The organism is Demequina sp. B12, assembly GCF_028823635.1.
Taxonomy (GTDB): domain Bacteria; phylum Actinomycetota; class Actinomycetes; order Actinomycetales; family Demequinaceae; genus Demequina.
Map to the genome: position 1 here is coordinate 513,660 of NZ_JAPEHU010000001.1, position 17,849 is coordinate 531,508.

Sequence of the window (17,849 nt, forward strand, 5' to 3'; positions counted from 1 at the left end):
TGGGGCGCTGGCAAAGGTACCGTGGTGCCATGGAACTGCACGTTGCTGATCACCCGCTCATTCGCCACAAAGTCACGGTGTTGCGGGACAAGCGCACCCCGTCCCCCACGTTCCGCCTGCTCGTTGATGAGCTGGTGACGCTGCTTGCGTATGAGGCGACGCGTCATGTGCGGGTGGATGCGCATGAGGTGGAGACGCCGTTGACCACGGCGACGGGCACGAAGATCGCGGACCCGGCGCCGATCATTGTGCCGATTCTGCGTGCAGGTCTGGGCATGCTCGACGGTATGCAGCGCCTGATCCCCAGCGCCGAGGTGGGCTTCTTGGGGTTGAAGCGTGACGAGGAAACCCTGGAGGCCGTCACGTATGCGAACCGTCTGCCGGACGACCTGACGGGCCGTCAGGTGTTCCTCATTGACCCGATGCTCGCGACGGGTGGTTCGCTCATCATGGCCATCGACTATGTGCTGCAGCGCGGCGCAACCGATGTGACGTGCGTGTGCCTGCTTGCCGCACCTGAGGGCATCCAGAACGTGCAGGACGCTGTGGGCGACCGTGCGGATGTCACCGTGGTGGTGGCGCAGGTGGACGAGAAGCTCAACGAGCAGGGATACATCGTTCCTGGCTTGGGTGACGCGGGTGACCGCCTGTACGGCGTGATTGGCGATTAGCCCACCAGCTGAGCGGCCCCCGGGCCGTCCAGGAGTTCTGCGCTGACGGGCCGGCCGGAGACGGCGAGGAACAGGTCGATGGCCGCTCCGGTGACCTCGATTCCTTCGCCCCATGCGGCGCCGGTCGCAGAGTCGATGAGTCGGTAGCCCGCGGCCCGCTCACGTCCGCCACCGAACCAGGTGGGGGTGCGGAGTTGGTAGGTCAGTGCGTCGTGCACGCCTTCCGCGGGGTAGGACCCGGTGATGCCTAGCGGCCTGCGGATGTCTTCGCCGTGGAGGTAGACCTCGACGAGTCGGGTGGCGCGGTGTGCGGTGGGGATGCGCCGGTAGTGCGCGATTGCTTGGTAGTCGGCGAGGGTGTCGTGGGGGTCGTCGCGTTTGCACCGTTGGATGCCGTCGATGTTGGTCTGGTCGAAGTCGCCCTTGGCTCGCATCATGCTCCAGATGAATGCCCACTTTCCGGTGGCGGCAGTGTCGAGTTGGTGGGCGAGGACGTCGTGGACTGTCCAGTTGCGGCACGCGGTGGGGGTTTCCCAGGCGTCGCGCGGGAGGTCGGTGAGGTCGTCGATCAGGTGGTGGCGTTCGGCGTGGACGAGTTCCCAGACCTCTGACTTGCGCAAGTACATCCTGTTTACCCCGTAACTTAACTTTTAGTAGTAATCGCTACGGTAAGCGGAGTTGCTACTGGGCGTCAAGAGCTGATCGGAGTACGATCGCCGCATGGCCTCCCGGCGTACCTACGGTTCCTACAACGACGGTTGCGCGTCCGCACACGCGCTGGACCTCATCGGTGAACGGTGGACCTTGCTGGTGGTGCGCGAGCTTCTGCTTGGCCCCAAACGGTTTGCGGAACTCGAGCGCGACATTCTGGGTCTGAGCCCTACGGTGTTGTCGCAGCGCCTCCGGGAACTGGAAGAACGCGGCATTGTTGAACGCCGCACCCTGCCGGCCCCCGCCCGTGTCGACGTCTACGGCCTCACGCCGTGGGGTGCACGGCTCGAGGCGGTCAATGCGGCGTTGTCGGCCTGGGCGGTGGAGTCACCGAACCTGCCGTGGGACGCGGACATGAGCCCAGACACGCTGGTGCTGGCCATGCGTGCGCATGCGCGACCGGTCGCGTCCGTTGACGGGCCTGTGCGGGTGGCGCTGACCCTCGAGGATTCCCGCCTCGTGGACGCCCCTGCCGTGACCTATCTCGCCACCGTCTCAGCGGAGGGAACGACGGTGGAGCGGGAAGCGGAACCCGGTCCCGTCGATGCGGAGATTCACGCGACAACTGCCGAGTGGAAAGCCTGCGTCATCGGCGGCGCACCTGTGGAGAGCCGGCCTGGCACCCGGGTCGTGGGGCGGGCCGATGCTGCGGAGACTGTGCTTCTCGGGACGCGTCTTGAGGTGGGCTCCGAGTAGTTCGTTGTGGCCGACCACCATCGATTGGCCAACACTTCACCAAGGTATTTTTACCGACTGGTAGGGAATACACTGGATCTACCTGCGTTGGTGTGAGAGTCCCCGACACGCGCCGCGACTCCGCCCGCGCACGCCATTGATGTCACCCCTCAAGCTCGAAAGAGTGTGCCTTTTTTGTCTGCCCGCACCGACGTCTCTCACGCGACGAACGTCCCCACCGACCCCACCACCGTCGTTGTGCCCCCGCACCCCGGCGGTGCTGAAGCGCCTGCCATCTCAGGCAAGCGCCGGCTGGCATACGTACTGATCCTCGGTGCGCTCATCGCGCTCGGCCCCTTCACCGTTGACCTGTACCTCCCGGCATTCCCCACCGTCGCCGCGGACCTCCAGGCTAGCGACGCCGCGATCCAGATGACCCTCACCGCGACCATGATCGGTTTTGGTCTGGGGCAGCTCATCGTGGGCCCACTGTCGGATGCCGTCGGACGCAAGAAGCCGCTACTGATCGCCACCACGGTGCACATCGTCGCCTCCCTCGCGATCGTCGTGGCCCCCACCGTCGAAGCCGTCATGGTCGCTCGCGTGTTCCAAGGCATCGGCGCTGCTGGTGGAGCCGTGGTCGCCATGGCGATGGTGCGCGACATGTTCCACGGCCAAGCCCTGATCCGCATGCTCGCCAACATGGCACTCGTCACGGGCGTTGCGCCGGTGATCGCGCCCGTCATCGGATCCCAGCTGCTGCGCGTCGTGGACTGGAGAGAAATCTTCGTCGTCCTGGCTTGCTACGGCGTCCTCATGCTCGCCATCTCCAAGTTTGTGCTGCACGAAACGCGCCCCAAGCATGTCCGCGGAAGACTCAGCCTGAGCGAGGTGGGCCGCCGCTACCGCCACCTGCTCACGGACGGCGTGTTCGTGGGAATCGCAGTCGTGGGCGCCATGGGGTTCACCGCGCTGTTCGCCTACCTGTCGTCGTCCTCGTTCGTCTTGCAGGACCAGTACGGACTCACCGCACAGCAGTACGGCTTCGTGTTCGGTCTCAACGCAGCCGGACAGATCGTGTGCGTCCAGGTGGGAAGCCGCCTCATGCGTCGGTTCGCGCCCCGGACCGTCGCCACCATCGGCGTCATCCTCATGTCCTCCGGAGCTGTCGCGCTTGCCGTGTGCTCGCTCCTGGGTGCCGGGCTCGTGGGCGTGATTGTTCCGCTGCTGTTCCTGGTGCCGCCACTGGGACTTGTGATGCCTGCCGTGCAAGTCATGGCGCTCAACGGCCACGGAGCAGAGGCAGGTACGGCCGCGTCGCTGATTGGCGCAAGCAACAACATCGTCGCCGGCGCAGTGACGCCGCTCATCGGTGTGCTCGGCATGTCCGCGATGTCCATGGCGATCGTGATGATTCTGGCGCTCGCGGTTGCTCACGTGGCGCTGTGGGTGGTGGTGCGTCCGCGCACCACGAACGCAGTCATCGTCTAACCACCGCCACCGTCTGACGCACCCGCTAGCGTGGGCTCATGTCCCTACGCATCGGAATCCTGGTCTTTGACACGTTTGATCTGATCGACGCCGGCGGTCCCTACGAGGTTTTCCTCACGGCGTCACGCCTACGCGAACGGGCTGGGTTGCCTGCGCCGTTTGAGGTGGTGTTGGTGAGCCCCGGCGGTCGCGACGCCACCGCATACGGCGGCATGACACTGACCGGGCTGGCCGATGCCGCCACGACCTCTGTCGACGCCGTCGTGGTCCCGGGCACCATTGACATTGAAGGCGCCATGAAGGACGTCGAACTCCGTGACACCGTCGCGGCGCTCGTGGGGGCCAGCGATCTCGCGTCGTCAGTGTGTACCGGATCGTTCCTGCTGGCCCGCGCGGGAGTCCTCGAAGGCCTGGCTGCGACCACCCATTGGGAGGACGTGCTGGCACTGGGAGAGGAGAACGTCTCCGAGTCCGTCGCGGGGGTGCGCTGGGTGGACGCCGGTGACGTCGTCACCAGCGGTGGGTTGACGTCCGGCATGCACATGGCGCTACACCTGGTGGCGCGGCTGGCCGATGCTGACTTGGCTCACGCGACGGCACGCCAACTCGATATGGACTGGAGCGAGGACCCGCAGCGCTAACGACGGCGCCACGCCCCTGAGCGGCTAGCCCTCAGGGGTGATGGTCACCGCGAAGGTGCCCACAAAGAAGTTGTCGCCGTTGGTCGACACCGTGATCTGGTGAACGCCCGCATCAACCGCCACCGGCTTGAACGGCTTCGCATCCGTTCCGAGCGAGTTTGCGAACATCGATCCGGTGGCGAACGAATCGCCAGCGTCGTCCACGGCACCTTCCGTGGAGCCACGGAGGGGGATCACGGGAGAACCGTCGATCGTGACCTGGTCTCCACGCGTGCCGTAGTCCGTCTCGAATGCCGTCCAGGACAACGCCACATCGGCGTCAGTTGCGGTCTCGAACGTGCGGGTGGCGGGTGCACTGCTGGAGACCCAGTGGGGGCCTTCCAACAGCTTCACGGACGATCCAGCCGGGATGTCCTCGTGCTCGTACACCACCGTCAGTGTGAAGCCCGCGTAATACGTGGGGTCATCGTCGCCGCGGCCAGCCGCGGTCGCGATGTCCGCGAGCGAGTAGGCGCCCGCTCCGGCGTCCTTCACCAAGTCCGTGACATCTGCACGGCTGAGGTAGTACTCGCGTCCGTCCTTAGAAAGGATGTGCAGTTCCGAGTTCAACACCGGCATGAAGTCTCCGCCAGGAACGCGTAGCAGTGCCGAACTGAGATTGCCGCTCCACGCATCGGTCATGCCGCCGCCGCCGTTGTCCCGGGTATGACGGTTGGCAGACCACTCGAGTGTCGCGTGCGTGACCACGGCTCCCGCAGGGATCTCGACCTGTGTAGTGGCGCCGTTACGCTGCCAGTCCTCTTCCGTGAGCTCGACCATGCGGTCGCCAAAGAAGTTGTTGTCCTTGCGCAGTGCGGAATCGGGCAGGAGGCCATTGCCCATGGCTCGCGAGCAGTCCGCGGCAGGGGCCGCCGCGGGAGCGCAACCCAGGAGCGGCGCGCCGAACTGCTTGACGCCCAGTCCGCCCTGGCCTTCATAGCCATCGCCCAAGTCATCGTCGGTCGCGACGACGCCGGTGCGCACCGTGTAGGTGTCCGTGATCTCTCCTGCGGAGACTGTGAAGGTCGTGGTCGCGTCGTCCGCGAGCGTGTCCACGGCGAGCGCAATACCCAAGTCCAGGGTTGCTTCCTGTCCGGCACCCACTTCGGCGGTTTCGCAGGTGAGGACCTGGGAGTCCGCGGACAGCGAGCACTGCCACGACTCCACATCGAAGCTAGTGCCGGCATTGGCCGAGACGTGGCGCGTCAACGCCTCCACGTTGCCCGCTTCAAGCCCACCAACACCGCCCGGAAGAGCGAACGTCAGCCCGGCCGGCAACGCGATGGTCGCCGTGACATCGGGCACCGCGGTAGCCGAGTCATTGGCCACGGCCATACTGATCTGCGGCTCCGACCGCGAGATCTCCAAGACGCCCAAGGCTGACCGGCCGATGCGCAAGGTCCCCGTCGGTTCCGAGGGGTCGCCCGGGTCTGTGGTGGGGTCCGGGTCAGGGCGAGGCTCGGGGTCGGTGGGAGTCGTGGGATCTGTCGGCGTCGTGGGGTCAGTGGTGCCAGTGCCGCCACCTGTGGATCCACCAGTGCTGCCCCCGGTTGAACCGCCTGAAGATCCGCCCGTGCTGCCATCGGCAGAAGAGTCACCGGCATCGGGAGTGGTGGGATCGGTGCTGACCTCGGACACGTCGCTGTCGGCATCCACTGCAGCCGCGCCGTCGCCAGTGGCGCCGCTCGCAGCCACCAGGGCAACATCGGAGCCGCCCACAGAAGCGGTACCGCCCTCACCTGCCGCAAGGACTGCCTCGTCTTCGGCGCCTGCGTTGCCCTCGTCCTCCGGTGCCGTCGGGTCCACAGAGGTGCCAGCATCGGCCCCTTCTGTGTCCTGGGTGCCGTCGGCAAGGTTCTTGCCGAACGCATCGACAGGTTCGCCTGCACGTTCCGCGATCGGTCCGGTGGGGTCGTCCGCGGTGCTCGTGGAGTTCGTCAGTAGCGTCACCCCACCCAACACCAAACTCGCAGCCCCCACGACGGCGGCAGCGGGCATCGCCAACTGCGTCAGGGTGCCGGTAATGCCCGCAACACTGAGCCCGCCAATGATGCCCGCAGCCCCGGAGGCTCCGCCCGCACCGGCCGCGCCAGCGCCCGCCGCGCCCGCACCTCCAGCACCACCCGCGGCCGCGAGACCCTCAGGACCAAACGCACCACCGATCGGCAACCCGCCCTCAAGCGCACCCACGCCCACAGCGCCCAAAAAGAGCGGCGCGATCACGGCGCGCATGCCGCGGTTCACATCTTCCAGTTCCACCACCAAGGCAGTGCAACGGCCACAGCTCTTGACGTGGGCGTCGATGCGAGTGTGCTCACGCTTCGACAGGCCACCCCGCACATAGGAACCCAGTTGCGAGTTGGCCTCCATGCAGTCCACCTCATCGGAGGTGGCAAGGTGCTGCTGCAAGTACGCCTGACGCAGAGCTTCACGCGCACGGTAGGCCAACGCGGCTACACCATTGGCGCTCAACCCCAGCAGGGGAGCGATCTCCTTAGGGGCCTTCTTTTCGACCTCGGTGTACCACAGCACTGCCTGCCACCGTTCAGGGAGGGAACGGAAAGCATCGGCCACCATGGACTTCTCGAAACCCTCGAGTGCCGGCTCATCTGAGGAAGCCTCGAAACCCAGCGCAGACTCGTATGGCGACATGTCGTCACGCGGCTTAGTCCGGATGCCCTTGTTGATGACATCCAAACCCGTGCGGCGCACGATCGTAAAGAGGTATGCGCGGAACGCCAGGTCTGGACCGTCACCCTGTTGCAATGCACGCAGCACGCGAGAGAACGACTCGGACACGACGTCGTCAACGTCGGAAGGGGAGTTCGTGTACTGGGCGGCAACCTTCCGCGCCGCACCCACGTGCCGTTCGTAGAGCACGCCAAAGGCAGCCGGATCGCCGGCGCGTACGCCTGCGATCAGCTCAGGATCGCTGGACGTTTCCTTCCACAGCGCGATCGCCTCGGAACTCATGGTGCTCTGGTCCTCCCACCGTGCACATAGTTTGAGGTCTATGCTTCCGGCCTGCACGCGCGAAAGCAAGGCGCTTGGTGCGCAATTGGTCACACTTCGTTCTAGACATACCGAACAAAAAATTCTGACAAAAGCGCGTCATAGCCAGGATGGACGCCACTCTCATCAGTCATGAACCAGGTCGGAGCCGCCGCCCCCACCGCAGCACTGCTGCGTGAATGGGAGCGTTCGAGCGTGCAATCGGTCTGGTTGCGGCCCGGAGACTGGTACACGCCGGCAGCAGAAGCGCTCGTCGAAGCACTTGAAGCTCGCCTCGACACCGCACCCGCGGCCTACCGTCTAGGGCAGGCCCGGTCCGCAGCAGGGGTCGGCATTACTGAAGCGATCGACGACATGGGAGTGCTCTTCCGCGCCGCCGGTTACGAGTCCGCTCCCATTCGTTCCGTCCGGTCGCTATGCCAAGGATGGACCGAGGGCACCCCGGACGCTTCCGCCGTACCGACCATGACCGATGCCGAATCCGGCCTGGGTACGCCCGAATACTTGGTGCAACGCCTCGCAGAGGCGTACGGGGCCGCTGCTCGTAGCGGAAGCGCCGTGGGCCACAGCCACGCGCTCGTGATGATCGACGTATCCGTCGAAGACTCCGACCCTTGGCAGCGCATGGCACGCAACGCCGCCATCGGCGAAGCGCTCCGCAGTGCTTACGGGCAAGGCCACCCCATGGCCCGCCTGGGTGAAGGTCTTTACGCCGTGCTCGTCACCCGCGACGATTCGCTGGGCTCCGGCATCGCCGCGCTTCGAGACCACGTGTCCGAGCGTGCCGTCGCCATGCGAGTCGACAACCTGATGCGTCAACCCCCGCGTGTGTGGATCGAATCCCTTCCCGGCACACACGCGTACGCCACCGAACTGGTGGAGTCATTGCAACGTTGAGGGGACTCACAGGGGGACGAGGGGTTGGTACCGAGCTGAGGGCGGTACCAACCCCTCAACTCTTGACCCCGGCGCAAGACATGGTCGCCGCCTAGGCCTGCGCCTACTGCTGCAGCCCGCGCCACACCACCAACGAGCGGCCTTCGTCGCGGCTGGCGCGCCTTCCGCGCTCCACAATCACCACGTGTCCGGTAGGGCCGGTAGTGAACACGCGGGAGCCAACATCGGCCTTGGGGCGCATCTTCTCCACCTCAGCCTCCAGCCGCTCCACCTTCTTCTGAAGAGTGAGGATGCGGGCAATGCCGGCGAGGTTGATGCCTTCGTCCTGGCTCATGCGCTGGATCTCGCGCAGCACCGCAACGTCCCGCAGCGAGTAACGGCGGCCGCCGCCAGCACGCCGGCGGGGGACAACCAAACCTAGGCGGTCGTATTGGCGCAACGTCTGCGCATGCATGCCAGCCAACTCTGCGGCGGCAGAGATCAGGAAGACCGGCTCGTCAACGTCGGGCTGCTCCATCGTTGGCCTCCTTCCCTTAAGGCGAGATTACGGCTACTTAGCTGCGTCGTCGTACAGGCGCGAGCGGGGTTCGTGTTTGGCCGATGCCAGGGCGAACGCCTGCAGCGCTTCCTTCGCTTTGCGGGTGAGCTTCTTTGGCACATCCACCTGGACCGTCACCAGAAGATCACCGGGACCAGACTTGGGTTGCAGGCCGCGGCCCTTGACGCGCAGCGTGGTGCCGGACGTCGTGCCCTCGGGAACCTTGACCTTGACGCGGTCGCCTTCCAACGTGGGCACCTCAACGGTCGCGCCCAGCGCGGCCTCGTCAAACGTGACCGGCAGCGAGATGCGCAGGTTCTTGCCGTCCATGGTGAACACCGGATGCTTCGCGACATGCACGGTCAGAATCAGGTCGCCAGCGGGACCGCCGTTCATTCCCGCACGGCCCTTGCCGGCAATGCGGATCTTCTTACCGCTAGCCACTCCCACGGGAAGGCGTGTCTTCACGGTGCCCGTGGACGTACGCAACGAGATGGTGTCGCCCAGCGCAGCCTGACGGAACGTCACCTCAGTGGCGGCCGCAACATCGGCTCCCTTTTGAGGTCCGCGCTGGAAGCCGCCACCGCCGAACATGTTGGCCAAGACATCCTCAAAGCCCTGTGCGCGGTATTGCTGACCGCTGCCGGGACCACCGGAGAACATGCTGGAGAACACGTCTTCAAAGCCCGCGCCGCCAGCGCCGCCCGCCTGGAATCGAGGACCGCCACCACCCATCGCGCGGATGGCGTCGTACTGCTTGCGCTGCTCAGCATCGGACAAGACCCCGTACGCCTCGCCCACTTCCTTGAAGCGCTGCTCTGCGGCAGCGTCCCCCGGGTTGCGGTCCGGGTGCAGGTCGCGGGCAAGCCGACGGTAAGACTTCTTCACCTCATCGGCTGAGGCGTCCTTGGAGACGCCCAAAGTGGAGTAGAAGTCCTTGGTGAACCAATCCTGACTAGACATGAGCGCCTCCTTTCGGTGCTGCCTGGGTGTTATTCGGGTTGCGCAACGATGACGCGAGCAGGACGCACTACGCGGTCGCCGATGCGGTGGCCCGGCTGCGCTACCAGCTGCACGGTGGGAACGGAGACGTCTGCGGAGGCCTGCGAGGTCAGGGCCTCGTGGACGTTGGGGTCGAACTCGTCGCCTTCGGCGCCAAAGCTCGACCAGCCCAAACGGCCCAGCGCGTCTTCAAGCTTGACTGCGATGGACGCGAACGGACCGTCTTCGAGGTCACCGTGTTCGCGGGCCTTCAGAACGTCGTCCAAGACGGGGATCAGTGACTCGATGACCTTGGCGGTGGCTTGTTCGCCCATCGCCTCGCGGTCACGGTCCACGCGCTTGCGGTAGTTCACAAACTCGGCTTGCAGGCGCTGCAGGTCCGCGAAGTGCTCTGCGGCCTTGGCTTCTGCCGCGGCGAGGTCGCTGTCGAACGCATCGGCTTCGCTTTGGGTTTCCGCCTGCGCGCGGGCCGCTTCCTCGTTGAGGATCGCTTCGGCTTCAGACAAGGCGTCCTGGTTGTCGCCGTTGTCGTCGGGGGTGGGGGTGGTGTCAGTCATGTCACGCCTTCCGTGAGCGACCGCAGCGGGCGGCAGGAGCATCGTCCCGCCGCCCGCGTGAGCGGTATCGCTACTTCTTGTCGTTCTCGTCGTCGACGATCTCAGCGTCCACCACGTCGTCGTCCTGCGACGCGGTGTCGTCTGCGGGGGCGCCCTCGGCACCATCAGCGGCCTCGGCCTGCTGTGCTGCGTAGACGGCCTCGCCGATCTTCTGAGCCTTCTCGACCAGAGTGTCGTGAGCGGTCTTCACTGCTTCGGTGTCGTCACCTTCCAGTGCGGTCTTCACCTCAGCGATAGCGGCCTTGACGTCCTCAGCAACCTCGGCAGGAACCTTGTCCTCGTTTTCGGACAGGATCTTCTCCGTCGAGTATGCGAAGGTCTCCGCATTGTTGCGGGTCTCCTGCTCCTCACGGCGAGCCTTGTCCTCAGCCTCGTGCTCCTCGGCGTCCTTGACCATGCGCTCGATGTCGTCCTTGCTCAGCGCCGAACCACCGGTGACAGTGATGGACTGCTCCTTGCCGGTTCCACGGTCCTTCGCGTTGACGTGCACGATGCCGTTGGCGTCGATGTCGAACGTGACCTCAATCTGGGGCACACCGCGAGGCGCGGGGGCAATGCCACCGAGCTCGAAGGTGCCGAGCAGCTTGTTGTCACGAGCGAACTGGCGCTCACCCTGGTACACCTGCACCAGCACAGAAGGCTGGTTGTCTTCAGCGGTCGAGAAGACCTCCGAGGACTTGGTGGGGATCGCAGTGTTGCGCTCGATCAGCGACGTCATCACGCCACCCTTGGTCTCGATGCCGAGGCTCAAGGGGGTTACGTCGATGAGCAGGACGTCCTTGCGCTCACCGGAGATCACACCGGCCTGCAGGGCGGCGCCCACAGCCACGACCTCGTCAGGGTTGACGCCCTTGTTGGGCTCCTGGCCGCCGGTCAGTTCCTTCACCACTTCGGTGACGGCAGGCATGCGGGTCGAACCGCCCACGAGAACCACGTGGTCGATCTCCGACAGCTTGATGCCCGCGTCCTTGATGACCTGGTGGAAGGGAGCCTTGGTGCGCTCGATGAGGTCCTGCGTCATCTGCTGGAACTGTGCGCGGGTGAGGCGGGTGTCCAGGTGGACAGGGCCGTTCTCGCCGATGCTCAGGTACTGCAGCGAAATGTTGGTGCTGGTCGCGGAGGACAGTTCCTTCTTGGCCTGCTCCGAAGCTTCACGCAGACGCTGAACGGCAGCCTTGTCCTTGGACAGGTCCACGCCTTCAGTGTTCTTGACTTCCTTGATGAGGTGGTCAACGATGCGCTGGTCCCAGTCGTCGCCGCCCAGGCGGTTGTCACCGGCGGTGGCGCGCACCTGAATGGTGGAGAAGTCGTCTTCATCCTTGCCGACTTCCAGCAGCGAGACGTCGAACGTACCGCCACCGAGGTCGAACACCAGGATGAGTTCGTCTTCCTTGCCCTTGTCCAGACCGTAGGCGAGGGCCGCGGCGGTGGGCTCGTTGACGATGCGCTGGACCTTGAGGCCAGCGATCTCACCGGCGTCCTTGGTGGACTGGCGCTCAGCGTCGTTGAAGTAGGCGGGGACGGTGATGACGGCTTCCGTCACCTTCTCACCCAGGTACTCCTCGGCGTCACGCTTGAGCTTGCCCAGGATGCGCGCGGAGATTTCCTGCGCGGTGTACTTCTTGTCGTCGATTTCCTGCGACCAGTCGGTGCCCATGTGGCGCTTCACCGAGGTGATGGTGCGGTCCACGTTGGTGACTGCCTGGCGCTTGGCGATCTCGCCCACCAGAACTTCACCGGTCTTCGAGAATGCGACCACGGACGGGGTGGTGCGTGCACCCTCAGCGTTCGCGATGACGGTGGGCTCGCCACCCTCAAGAACGGTCACCACGGAGTTCGTGGTTCCCAAGTCAATTCCAACTGCACGCGTCATGCGTTCCTCCTTCAGAGATGGGGCGCTCCTGTGCGGGTTGCGCCTCGAGTTCTTGCCGGCTCTCACGGAGTTGAGCCGCCTACACTCAAGTATGCGCGCGCTTGGGTGGATGTCAAGCCGAGATTGCCAAAGTTGAGTGAACTCTGCTCAACTTTCTCTCGCCGCCCCTGCCTCCCCTCTTCGCGGAATGGCTCTATCTCGTTGTTTTGGGGCTGCTAGACAGCGGAATGGAGCCACTTCGCGGGGGAGTGGCTGTAGCGCGCGTCACACCCTGAGTTCTACGTTGATCTCATGACTACGGTTCCCACGCCCTCCATCGCCGATGCTGCGGCCCACTTCCGCGCCAAGCTCGCCTTCGAGACCGATCCCTCGGATGTTGCGGCGGCGCTCGCGGACGGCAGTGCGGACTTCGTGTTGGTCGATACTCGTGACGACCGTGCGTGGCGTCAGGGTCACGCCCGCGGCGCGGTGCATATCCCCAAGCCGGACATGCCTGCCCGCATTCCTGAGTACCCCGCAGGGACTCGATTCGTGGTCTATTGCTGGGGGCCGGGCTGCAACGGCGCTACCCGCGCGGGGCTGATCATCTCGGAACTGGGCTACGAGGTGAAGGAGATGATCGGGGGCTTCGAGTATTGGGCGCGGGAGGGCATGCCGGCCGATGCTGTGGCGGCGGACGCCCACGGGCACGACGTGACGGAGGACATGACGCGGGAGCCGGACCCGTTGACCGCGCCTGTCGCCGTGGCTGGAGTGCGCATCGCCTGCGACTGCTAGCACGCTGGCGTGCGGTGGGGTTTGCCGGCGGTCGCGACTGCGGGCGCTTGGCATGTCGGGAGCCTTATTCTCGCCAAAGCAAGAACAGCCCACACGCCGGTGCCCCCCCCGGCCGCTGACCCCTAGGGCACCAGTTCCCCGTCGCGCATGCGCAGCACGCGGGAGGCCATGACCTCGGCCTCGGCCGGGTCGTGGGTCACTACCAGCGCGGTGGTGCCTGATGCGGTGAGGATGTCGCGCACGTCAACGGCGAGGCGGCCGCGTAGTTCTGCGTCGAGCGCAGACAGGGGTTCGTCGAGAGCAAGCAGACGTGGGCGCGGAGCAAGGGAGCGGGCTAGTGCCACACGTTGGCGTTGACCGCCTGACAACTCCGTGACCGGCCGCTCACCCAGACCTTCAAGCCCCACCAACTCCAGCAGCTCCGCAACGCGCTCAGCACGTGCACCACGGTCCAGGCCCGCCATCTCCAACCCAAAGCCAACATTCCGGGCAACCGTCCGGTGTGGGAACAGTTGGCCGTCCTGGAACACCATGCCAAAGCCGCGCTTGTGTACGGGCGTGTGAGTGACATCGGCCCCCTCCCACAACACCCGACCGCCAGCCGGTGAAATGATGCCCACCACAGCGCTTAGCAGCGATGACTTGCCACAGCCGGAAGGCCCCAGCAGGGCAACGGTCTCCCCGGCTGCAACCTCCAACGACACTGAGCGCACCGCCTCCACGGGCCGGCGTCCGCCATAGGTGACGGAAAGATCCTCAACACTGAGGCCGGTCATAGGTCGCCTCCCACGGTGGTGCGCATACGTTCTGACGTCATCATGATTCCTGCGGTCAGGAATGCCAACAGCACGGCGGCCGCAAATGCCATGCCCATGTTCTCAAGGCCAGGCCGGCCCAAAAGGCGGAAGATCGCGGTGGGAAGCGTGGGCCTGTCGGGCCTAGCCAAGAATGAGGTGGCACCAAACTCGCCCAACGAGATCGCGAACGCGAAACCCAACGCCAAACCAAACGGCCGGCGCAGCAGCGGCCAATCCACGCTGGCCCACACCCGCCACGGACGCGCGCCCAGCGTGGATGCGGCAGACCGCATGCGCGGATCAATCGCCCGCGCCTGCGGAATCAGCGTCCTCACCACCAGCGGCAACGCCACCACCGCTTGAGCGAACGCCACCAGCCACCACGAACCGCGCAAATCAAAACCCACCACGGACCTGTTGAGGGTGAGCAACATGCCCAAACCCACCACCACAGAACTGACCCCCAACGGCATCATGACGAGCGCATCCAAGGTGGCGGCGCGCCGGCCGCGGGCAGCGTTCAACGCCGCCACGATCAGCCCCAACGCCGTCGCAATCCCCGCCGCGATCACCGCAGTGACCAGGGAGTTCATGGTGGCCTGCCACACGCTCACCGGCAGCACAGAGCGCGGCGGGTCAGTGAACAGCGCCACATAGTGGTCGATGCCGTGCCCGCCCGGAATGCGCAGTGAGCGCTCCACCAACGAAAACAGCGGTGCCGCCATCAGCAGTCCCAGCACCGTCAGCACCGGCACCATCACCCGCAAGTCCCGCACCGTCGCCGGACGCGTGCCGTCCACCGTGCGAGTCCCCAACACCCGTTCGCGCCGCCGCCGCGCCCACGCGGAAACCGCCAAGATCCCCACCACAAACGCCAGCTGGATGACCGACAGCACCGCCGCAGCGCGCATATCCAAGTACTGGTTGACTTGCAGCCAGATCTCCGTCTCGATGGTGTTGATCCGCGTGCCACCCATCACCAACACCACCCCAAAGGAGGTGGCGCAAAACAAGAACACGACGGAAGCGGCCGATGCCACGGCAGGCATCAGCGCAGGCACCGTCACGTGCCACCAGGCTTGGCGACGGTTGGCTCCCAGGGTGCGGGCAGCATCGGCCGTCCGGGGGTCAAGCGACGCCCACGTCCCACCCACGATGCGCATCACCACAGCCGTGTTGTAGAACACCATGGCGAGCGCAATAGCCCACACGGACTGATCCCAACCCAAGAATGCCAGCGGGCCCGACCGCCCCAACAGAGCCGTGAACGCCGTCGCCACCACAATGGTGGGCAGCACAAACGGGACCGCAGCGATACCCCGCACAGTGGCCTGACCGCGCCAACGCAAGCGATACAAGACGTAAGCGCCAGGGATGCCCAACGCCAAGGACCCGGCCGTACCCAACGACGCCAGAAGTGCGGTGGTGACCAGGGCATCGGCCGTCCGCGAGTCGACGACCACAGCCCACGTGCCAGCCCAGTCAAACCCGCCGTCCCACAGGCCACGAATCAGCACAGTCAGGAGCGGCCACACAAAGAAAACGCCGAGGAACACCAACGGCACCGCAGCCAAACCCCACCAAGTGAGGTGGCGTGTGAGGCGGCGACCGACTGGCATTCCCCGGCGTCCTAACGCGCTAACGAGCGAACGTTAGCCGAGCAAGATCGACGTCCAGGTGTCGATCCACTCGTCGCGGTTGTCTGAGATTTCCTGCGGGTCCAGCGTCAGCGGGGCGTCCGACAGGGGTGCGTACTCGGCCCACTCGGCGGGAATCTCCACCTGCTGGGACACGGGGTAGACGTACATGTTTTCGGGGATGGCGGCCTGGAACTCGTCCGACAGCATCCAGTCGATCACGGCCTGCGCGGCCTCGGGGTTCTCGGCGCCTTCCAACACGCCTGCGTACTCGACCTGACGGAAGCAGGTGTTCAGCATGGCGGCCGTGGTGGGCTCGCTGTCCACGACCTCAAACGGAGGGGACGATGCGTAGGACAGCACGATCGGGTAGTCGCCACCGTAGTTGGGGGCCGCGAAGTCCGTGTAGTACGTGTCCGACCAGGAAGCCGTTACGCGCAGACCGTTGTCCGCGAGGTCCTGCCAGTAGGTTTCCCACTCGTCGCCAAACTCGGCGATGGTGGCCAGCAGGAAGGCCAGGCCGGGGGAGGATGTCGCGGGGTTCGACACGGACAGCATGTCCGCGTAATCGGCACCGGTGAGGGCGCCCAGGTCTGACGGCAGTGCAGGGTCGTCGCCTGCGAACGTGGCGAGGTCGTAGTTGAGGCAGACGTCCGAGTAGTCGATTGCCGTCAGGCCTTCTGAGCCGGGCACCGCGTACTGGTCGGCATCCGCAGCTGCGGGCACGCTCGAGGTGTAGTCCGCGAACACGCCCTCTGCCACGGCGCGCGACGCGAACGTGTTGTCCACGCCAAACACCACGTCACCCAGCGGGGCGTCCTTGGTGAGGATGAGCTGGTTGACCAAGCTGCCCGCATCTCCCGGGGCAGCGAACTCGACCGTCAGGCCGGTCTCTTCTTCAAACGACGCCAGGACCTCTTCGGGAACGTTGAAGGAATCGTGGGTCACGAGCGTCACCGACTGGCCGGCAAAGCCCTGCGCGGAGGTGGTGGGGCTGGTCGTGGGTGTCGCCGAGTTCGTGGGCTCTGCGTCTGCGTCGCTCGTGCACGCAGCGAGGGTCACGGTGGCGATGGTGGCGGCTGCAAAAGCCGCGGTGCGCATGATGCGCATGGGTGCCTCCCAATGAAAGGAGGGGACGAGACTCGACTCCCTACGCCGGAATCACCCGGATCAGGTTCGAGGGTCTGCGGCGGTTCCGCACTCTCAGCGCTCTTACTTGCGGCCCGTGCTCACTGGCATCCGGCACGCAAAGCGCTCCCCTGTCGTGTCCGGTCAGCATAGCGCCCATGCGTGGCGTGGTCTGACAGGGCTTGGTGGTGCCGTGCGGGGTGGGGACTCACGGTGCGCTGAAGCGAGCGGGAATGGCGATCCGGGGTTGGTCGGGCCTGCCTCCACGCACCGTGAGCGGGGTGCGGCATGGCAGCGGTGCGCCCCTCAGCGTCGGCGCTGCCATGCCACGACTGTGGCCTAGAAGTTGATGATCTGGCGGCCTTCGTTGGCGAGTTCGCGGATGCTGACCTCACCTGCTGCTTCGGCGCGCAGGTCCCAGCCTGCCTGGGCGATCTCTTCCTTGACGTTGTGGCTGCCGGCGCAGAAGGAGCACGCGCCACGGACGTTGTCGCGCAGGGACTCGAGGAGGCCGTTGAGCATGTGGTCGTTCGCGCTGACGGCGGCGAGGGACTCGACGCCTGATCCGTCGAACACGACGGCTACGTCGTCTCCGGCTCCCTTGAACTCGGCGGCGACTTTGAGGCCGCGGTAGACGCGGGACAGGTCTCCGGAGACGGGTTCGTAGATGACGACGGCGATCTTGTTGGTGGCCATGATGGTCCTCTCGTTGGTAAACATACCGGTCGGTATAGTGGCAGGGTAACTAGACCGGTCGGTATAATCAAGTTCATGGTTGAGACAGCGCCCACCGCCAAGCGCGGAACTGCCCGCGAACGCCTCCTGCGCGCCGCCGAAGAGTTGTTCTACTGCGAGGGCATCAACACCACCGGAGTCGAAGCCATCGCAGCCCGCGCGGGCGTCACCAAAGCCACGCTCTACAACAACTTCCGTTCCAAAGACCAACTAGTCGCCGAGTACTTACGCGGCAAGCTCGAAAAGTCCCGCGCCGCGGCACACGAGTATGACGACCCGCACGCCCCGGCATCGGCCCGGGTAGCGGCGCTGTTTGAAGACGTGGAGCGCACGATCGAGCAGGGCGATTTTCATGGCTGCCCGTTCACGAAAGCAGCAGTGGAGGTGCCCGGTAACGCCGATGCCATGGCGGTGGTGCGCGAACACTATGCGGACATTGTGGGTCACCTCACGGCGGTCACCGGGGATGCGGCGAGCGCCGACACGATCGCGATGATCTACGACGGCGCCATGATTGCCGCAAAGGCGTCAGGGGATGCGGCGCCCATCGCTCGCGCAAAGACGGCGGCCGTGGGCTTGCTTGACCCGCGCTAGCGCGGCCGTGCGCC

17 protein-coding genes and 1 riboswitch are annotated in these 17,849 nt (G+C 65.4%); of the genes, 7 read left to right on the forward strand and 10 right to left on the reverse strand.

Annotated elements, in window-relative coordinates:
- Positions 1-29: 29 nt before the first annotated feature.
- The gene (gene upp / locus ON058_RS02530; RefSeq protein ID WP_274667454.1) at positions 30-671 is read left to right on the forward strand and encodes a uracil phosphoribosyltransferase; all 642 of its coding nucleotides are present in this window, start codon (positions 30-32) and stop codon (positions 669-671) included.
- Here upp and ON058_RS02535 read toward each other — a convergent pair.
- The gene (locus tag ON058_RS02535; protein WP_274667455.1) at positions 668-1,297 is read right to left on the reverse strand and encodes a maleylpyruvate isomerase family mycothiol-dependent enzyme; all 630 of its coding nucleotides are present in this window, start codon (positions 1,295-1,297) and stop codon (positions 668-670) included. The two genes, upp and ON058_RS02535, sit on opposite strands and share 4 nt — an antisense overlap.
- A 94-nt stretch (positions 1,298-1,391) precedes the next feature.
- On the opposite strand from ON058_RS02535, the gene ON058_RS02540 reads away from it, so the two are divergent.
- From ON058_RS02540 to ON058_RS02550, 3 genes are all read left to right on the forward strand, one after another.
- On the forward strand, positions 1,392-2,078 hold the full coding sequence (locus ON058_RS02540; protein ID WP_274667456.1) for a helix-turn-helix domain-containing protein: 687 nt from the start codon (positions 1,392-1,394) through the stop codon (positions 2,076-2,078).
- A 174-nt stretch (positions 2,079-2,252) separates the two neighbouring features.
- A complete protein-coding gene (locus ON058_RS02545; RefSeq protein WP_274667457.1) occupies positions 2,253-3,548 on the forward strand; it encodes a multidrug effflux MFS transporter in 1,296 nt (431 codons plus the stop codon).
- A 38-nt stretch (positions 3,549-3,586) separates the two neighbouring features.
- Positions 3,587-4,189: a DJ-1/PfpI family protein gene (locus ON058_RS02550; protein WP_274667458.1), complete on the forward strand. Its 603-nt coding sequence runs from the start codon at positions 3,587-3,589 to the stop codon at positions 4,187-4,189.
- 24 nt (positions 4,190-4,213) lie between these two features.
- Here ON058_RS02550 and ON058_RS02555 read toward each other — a convergent pair whose 3' ends face one another.
- On the reverse strand, positions 4,214-7,201 hold the full coding sequence (locus ON058_RS02555; RefSeq protein ID WP_274667459.1) for a sigma-70 family RNA polymerase sigma factor: 2,988 nt from the start codon (positions 7,199-7,201) through the stop codon (positions 4,214-4,216).
- Positions 7,202-7,372: 171 nt separating this feature from the next.
- On the opposite strand from ON058_RS02555, the gene ON058_RS02560 reads away from it, so the two are divergent.
- A complete protein-coding gene (locus ON058_RS02560; RefSeq protein ID WP_274667460.1) occupies positions 7,373-8,137 on the forward strand; it encodes a hypothetical protein in 765 nt (254 codons plus the stop codon).
- Positions 8,138-8,240: 103 nt separating this feature from the next.
- Here the strand turns inward: ON058_RS02560 and ON058_RS02565 are convergent, their stop codons facing one another.
- The 4 genes from ON058_RS02565 to dnaK form a co-directional block, all read right to left on the reverse strand.
- The gene (locus ON058_RS02565; RefSeq protein WP_274667461.1) at positions 8,241-8,654 is read right to left on the reverse strand and encodes a heat shock protein transcriptional repressor HspR; all 414 of its coding nucleotides are present in this window, start codon (positions 8,652-8,654) and stop codon (positions 8,241-8,243) included.
- A gap of 33 nt (positions 8,655-8,687) precedes the next feature.
- The gene (locus tag ON058_RS02570; RefSeq protein WP_274667462.1) at positions 8,688-9,638 is read right to left on the reverse strand and encodes a DnaJ C-terminal domain-containing protein; all 951 of its coding nucleotides are present in this window, start codon (positions 9,636-9,638) and stop codon (positions 8,688-8,690) included.
- Between the two features lie 29 nt (positions 9,639-9,667).
- A complete protein-coding gene (gene grpE / locus ON058_RS02575; RefSeq protein ID WP_274667463.1) occupies positions 9,668-10,234 on the reverse strand; it encodes a nucleotide exchange factor GrpE in 567 nt (188 codons plus the stop codon).
- Positions 10,235-10,304: 70 nt separating this feature from the next.
- Complete coding sequence (dnaK, locus tag ON058_RS02580) at positions 10,305-12,167, reverse strand: molecular chaperone DnaK (protein WP_274667464.1); 1,863 nt, start codon at positions 12,165-12,167, stop codon at positions 10,305-10,307.
- Positions 12,168-12,458: 291 nt separating this feature from the next.
- On the opposite strand from dnaK, the gene ON058_RS02585 reads away from it, so the two are divergent.
- Positions 12,459-12,944, forward strand: a complete 486-nt coding sequence (locus tag ON058_RS02585; RefSeq protein WP_274667465.1) for a rhodanese-like domain-containing protein — start codon at positions 12,459-12,461, stop codon at positions 12,942-12,944.
- A gap of 122 nt (positions 12,945-13,066) precedes the next feature.
- Here ON058_RS02585 and ON058_RS02590 read toward each other — a convergent pair whose 3' ends face one another.
- From ON058_RS02590 to ON058_RS02605, 4 genes are all read right to left on the reverse strand, one after another.
- Positions 13,067-13,720, reverse strand: coding sequence for an ABC transporter ATP-binding protein (locus ON058_RS02590; protein ID WP_274667466.1), 654 nt, complete (start codon positions 13,718-13,720; stop codon positions 13,067-13,069).
- Positions 13,717-15,360 carry an iron ABC transporter permease gene (locus ON058_RS02595; protein ID WP_274667467.1) on the reverse strand — a complete coding sequence of 548 codons (1,644 nt, stop codon included), beginning with the start codon at positions 15,358-15,360 and terminating at the stop codon, positions 13,717-13,719. Before ON058_RS02595 ends, ON058_RS02590 begins: the two co-directional genes overlap by 4 nt.
- Before the next feature lie 33 nt (positions 15,361-15,393).
- The gene (locus tag ON058_RS02600) at positions 15,394-16,488 is read right to left on the reverse strand and encodes a thiamine ABC transporter substrate binding subunit (protein WP_274667468.1); all 1,095 of its coding nucleotides are present in this window, start codon (positions 16,486-16,488) and stop codon (positions 15,394-15,396) included.
- Between the two features lie 20 nt (positions 16,489-16,508).
- A riboswitch (TPP riboswitch) is annotated at positions 16,509-16,649 on the reverse strand.
- A gap of 196 nt (positions 16,650-16,845) precedes the next feature.
- A complete protein-coding gene (locus ON058_RS02605; protein ID WP_274667469.1) occupies positions 16,846-17,202 on the reverse strand; it encodes a DsrE family protein in 357 nt (118 codons plus the stop codon).
- A gap of 75 nt (positions 17,203-17,277) precedes the next feature.
- Here ON058_RS02605 and ON058_RS02610 point away from each other — a divergent pair, with 75 nt between their 5' ends.
- Complete coding sequence (locus tag ON058_RS02610) at positions 17,278-17,835, forward strand: TetR/AcrR family transcriptional regulator (protein ID WP_274667470.1); 558 nt, start codon at positions 17,278-17,280, stop codon at positions 17,833-17,835.
- Positions 17,836-17,849 lie beyond the last annotated feature (14 nt).

Bases quoted from the DNA above. Each gene is read 5' to 3' on its own strand.
- upp (WP_274667454.1), top strand. From the start codon at position 30: ATGGAACTGCACGTTGCTGATCACCCGCTCATTCGCCACAAAGTCACG.
- ON058_RS02535 (WP_274667455.1), bottom strand. From the start codon at position 1,297: ATGTACTTGCGCAAGTCAGAGGTCTGGGAACTCGTCCACGCCGAACGC.
- ON058_RS02540 (WP_274667456.1), top strand. From the start codon at position 1,392: ATGGCCTCCCGGCGTACCTACGGTTCCTACAACGACGGTTGCGCGTCC.
- ON058_RS02550 (WP_274667458.1), top strand. From the start codon at position 3,587: ATGTCCCTACGCATCGGAATCCTGGTCTTTGACACGTTTGATCTGATC.
- ON058_RS02555 (WP_274667459.1), bottom strand. From the start codon at position 7,201: ATGAGTTCCGAGGCGATCGCGCTGTGGAAGGAAACGTCCAGCGATCCT.
- ON058_RS02560 (WP_274667460.1), top strand. From the start codon at position 7,373: ATGAACCAGGTCGGAGCCGCCGCCCCCACCGCAGCACTGCTGCGTGAA.
- ON058_RS02565 (WP_274667461.1), bottom strand. From the start codon at position 8,654: ATGGAGCAGCCCGACGTTGACGAGCCGGTCTTCCTGATCTCTGCCGCC.
- ON058_RS02570 (WP_274667462.1), bottom strand. From the start codon at position 9,638: ATGTCTAGTCAGGATTGGTTCACCAAGGACTTCTACTCCACTTTGGGC.
- grpE (WP_274667463.1), bottom strand. From the start codon at position 10,234: ATGACTGACACCACCCCCACCCCCGACGACAACGGCGACAACCAGGAC.
- dnaK (WP_274667464.1), bottom strand. From the start codon at position 12,167: ATGACGCGTGCAGTTGGAATTGACTTGGGAACCACGAACTCCGTGGTG.
- ON058_RS02585 (WP_274667465.1), top strand. From the start codon at position 12,459: ATGACTACGGTTCCCACGCCCTCCATCGCCGATGCTGCGGCCCACTTC.
- ON058_RS02590 (WP_274667466.1), bottom strand. From the start codon at position 13,720: ATGACCGGCCTCAGTGTTGAGGATCTTTCCGTCACCTATGGCGGACGC.
- ON058_RS02595 (WP_274667467.1), bottom strand. From the start codon at position 15,360: ATGCCAGTCGGTCGCCGCCTCACACGCCACCTCACTTGGTGGGGTTTG.
- ON058_RS02600 (WP_274667468.1), bottom strand. From the start codon at position 16,488: ATGCGCATCATGCGCACCGCGGCTTTTGCAGCCGCCACCATCGCCACC.
- ON058_RS02605 (WP_274667469.1), bottom strand. From the start codon at position 17,202: ATGGCCACCAACAAGATCGCCGTCGTCATCTACGAACCCGTCTCCGGA.
- ON058_RS02610 (WP_274667470.1), top strand. From the start codon at position 17,278: ATGGTTGAGACAGCGCCCACCGCCAAGCGCGGAACTGCCCGCGAACGC.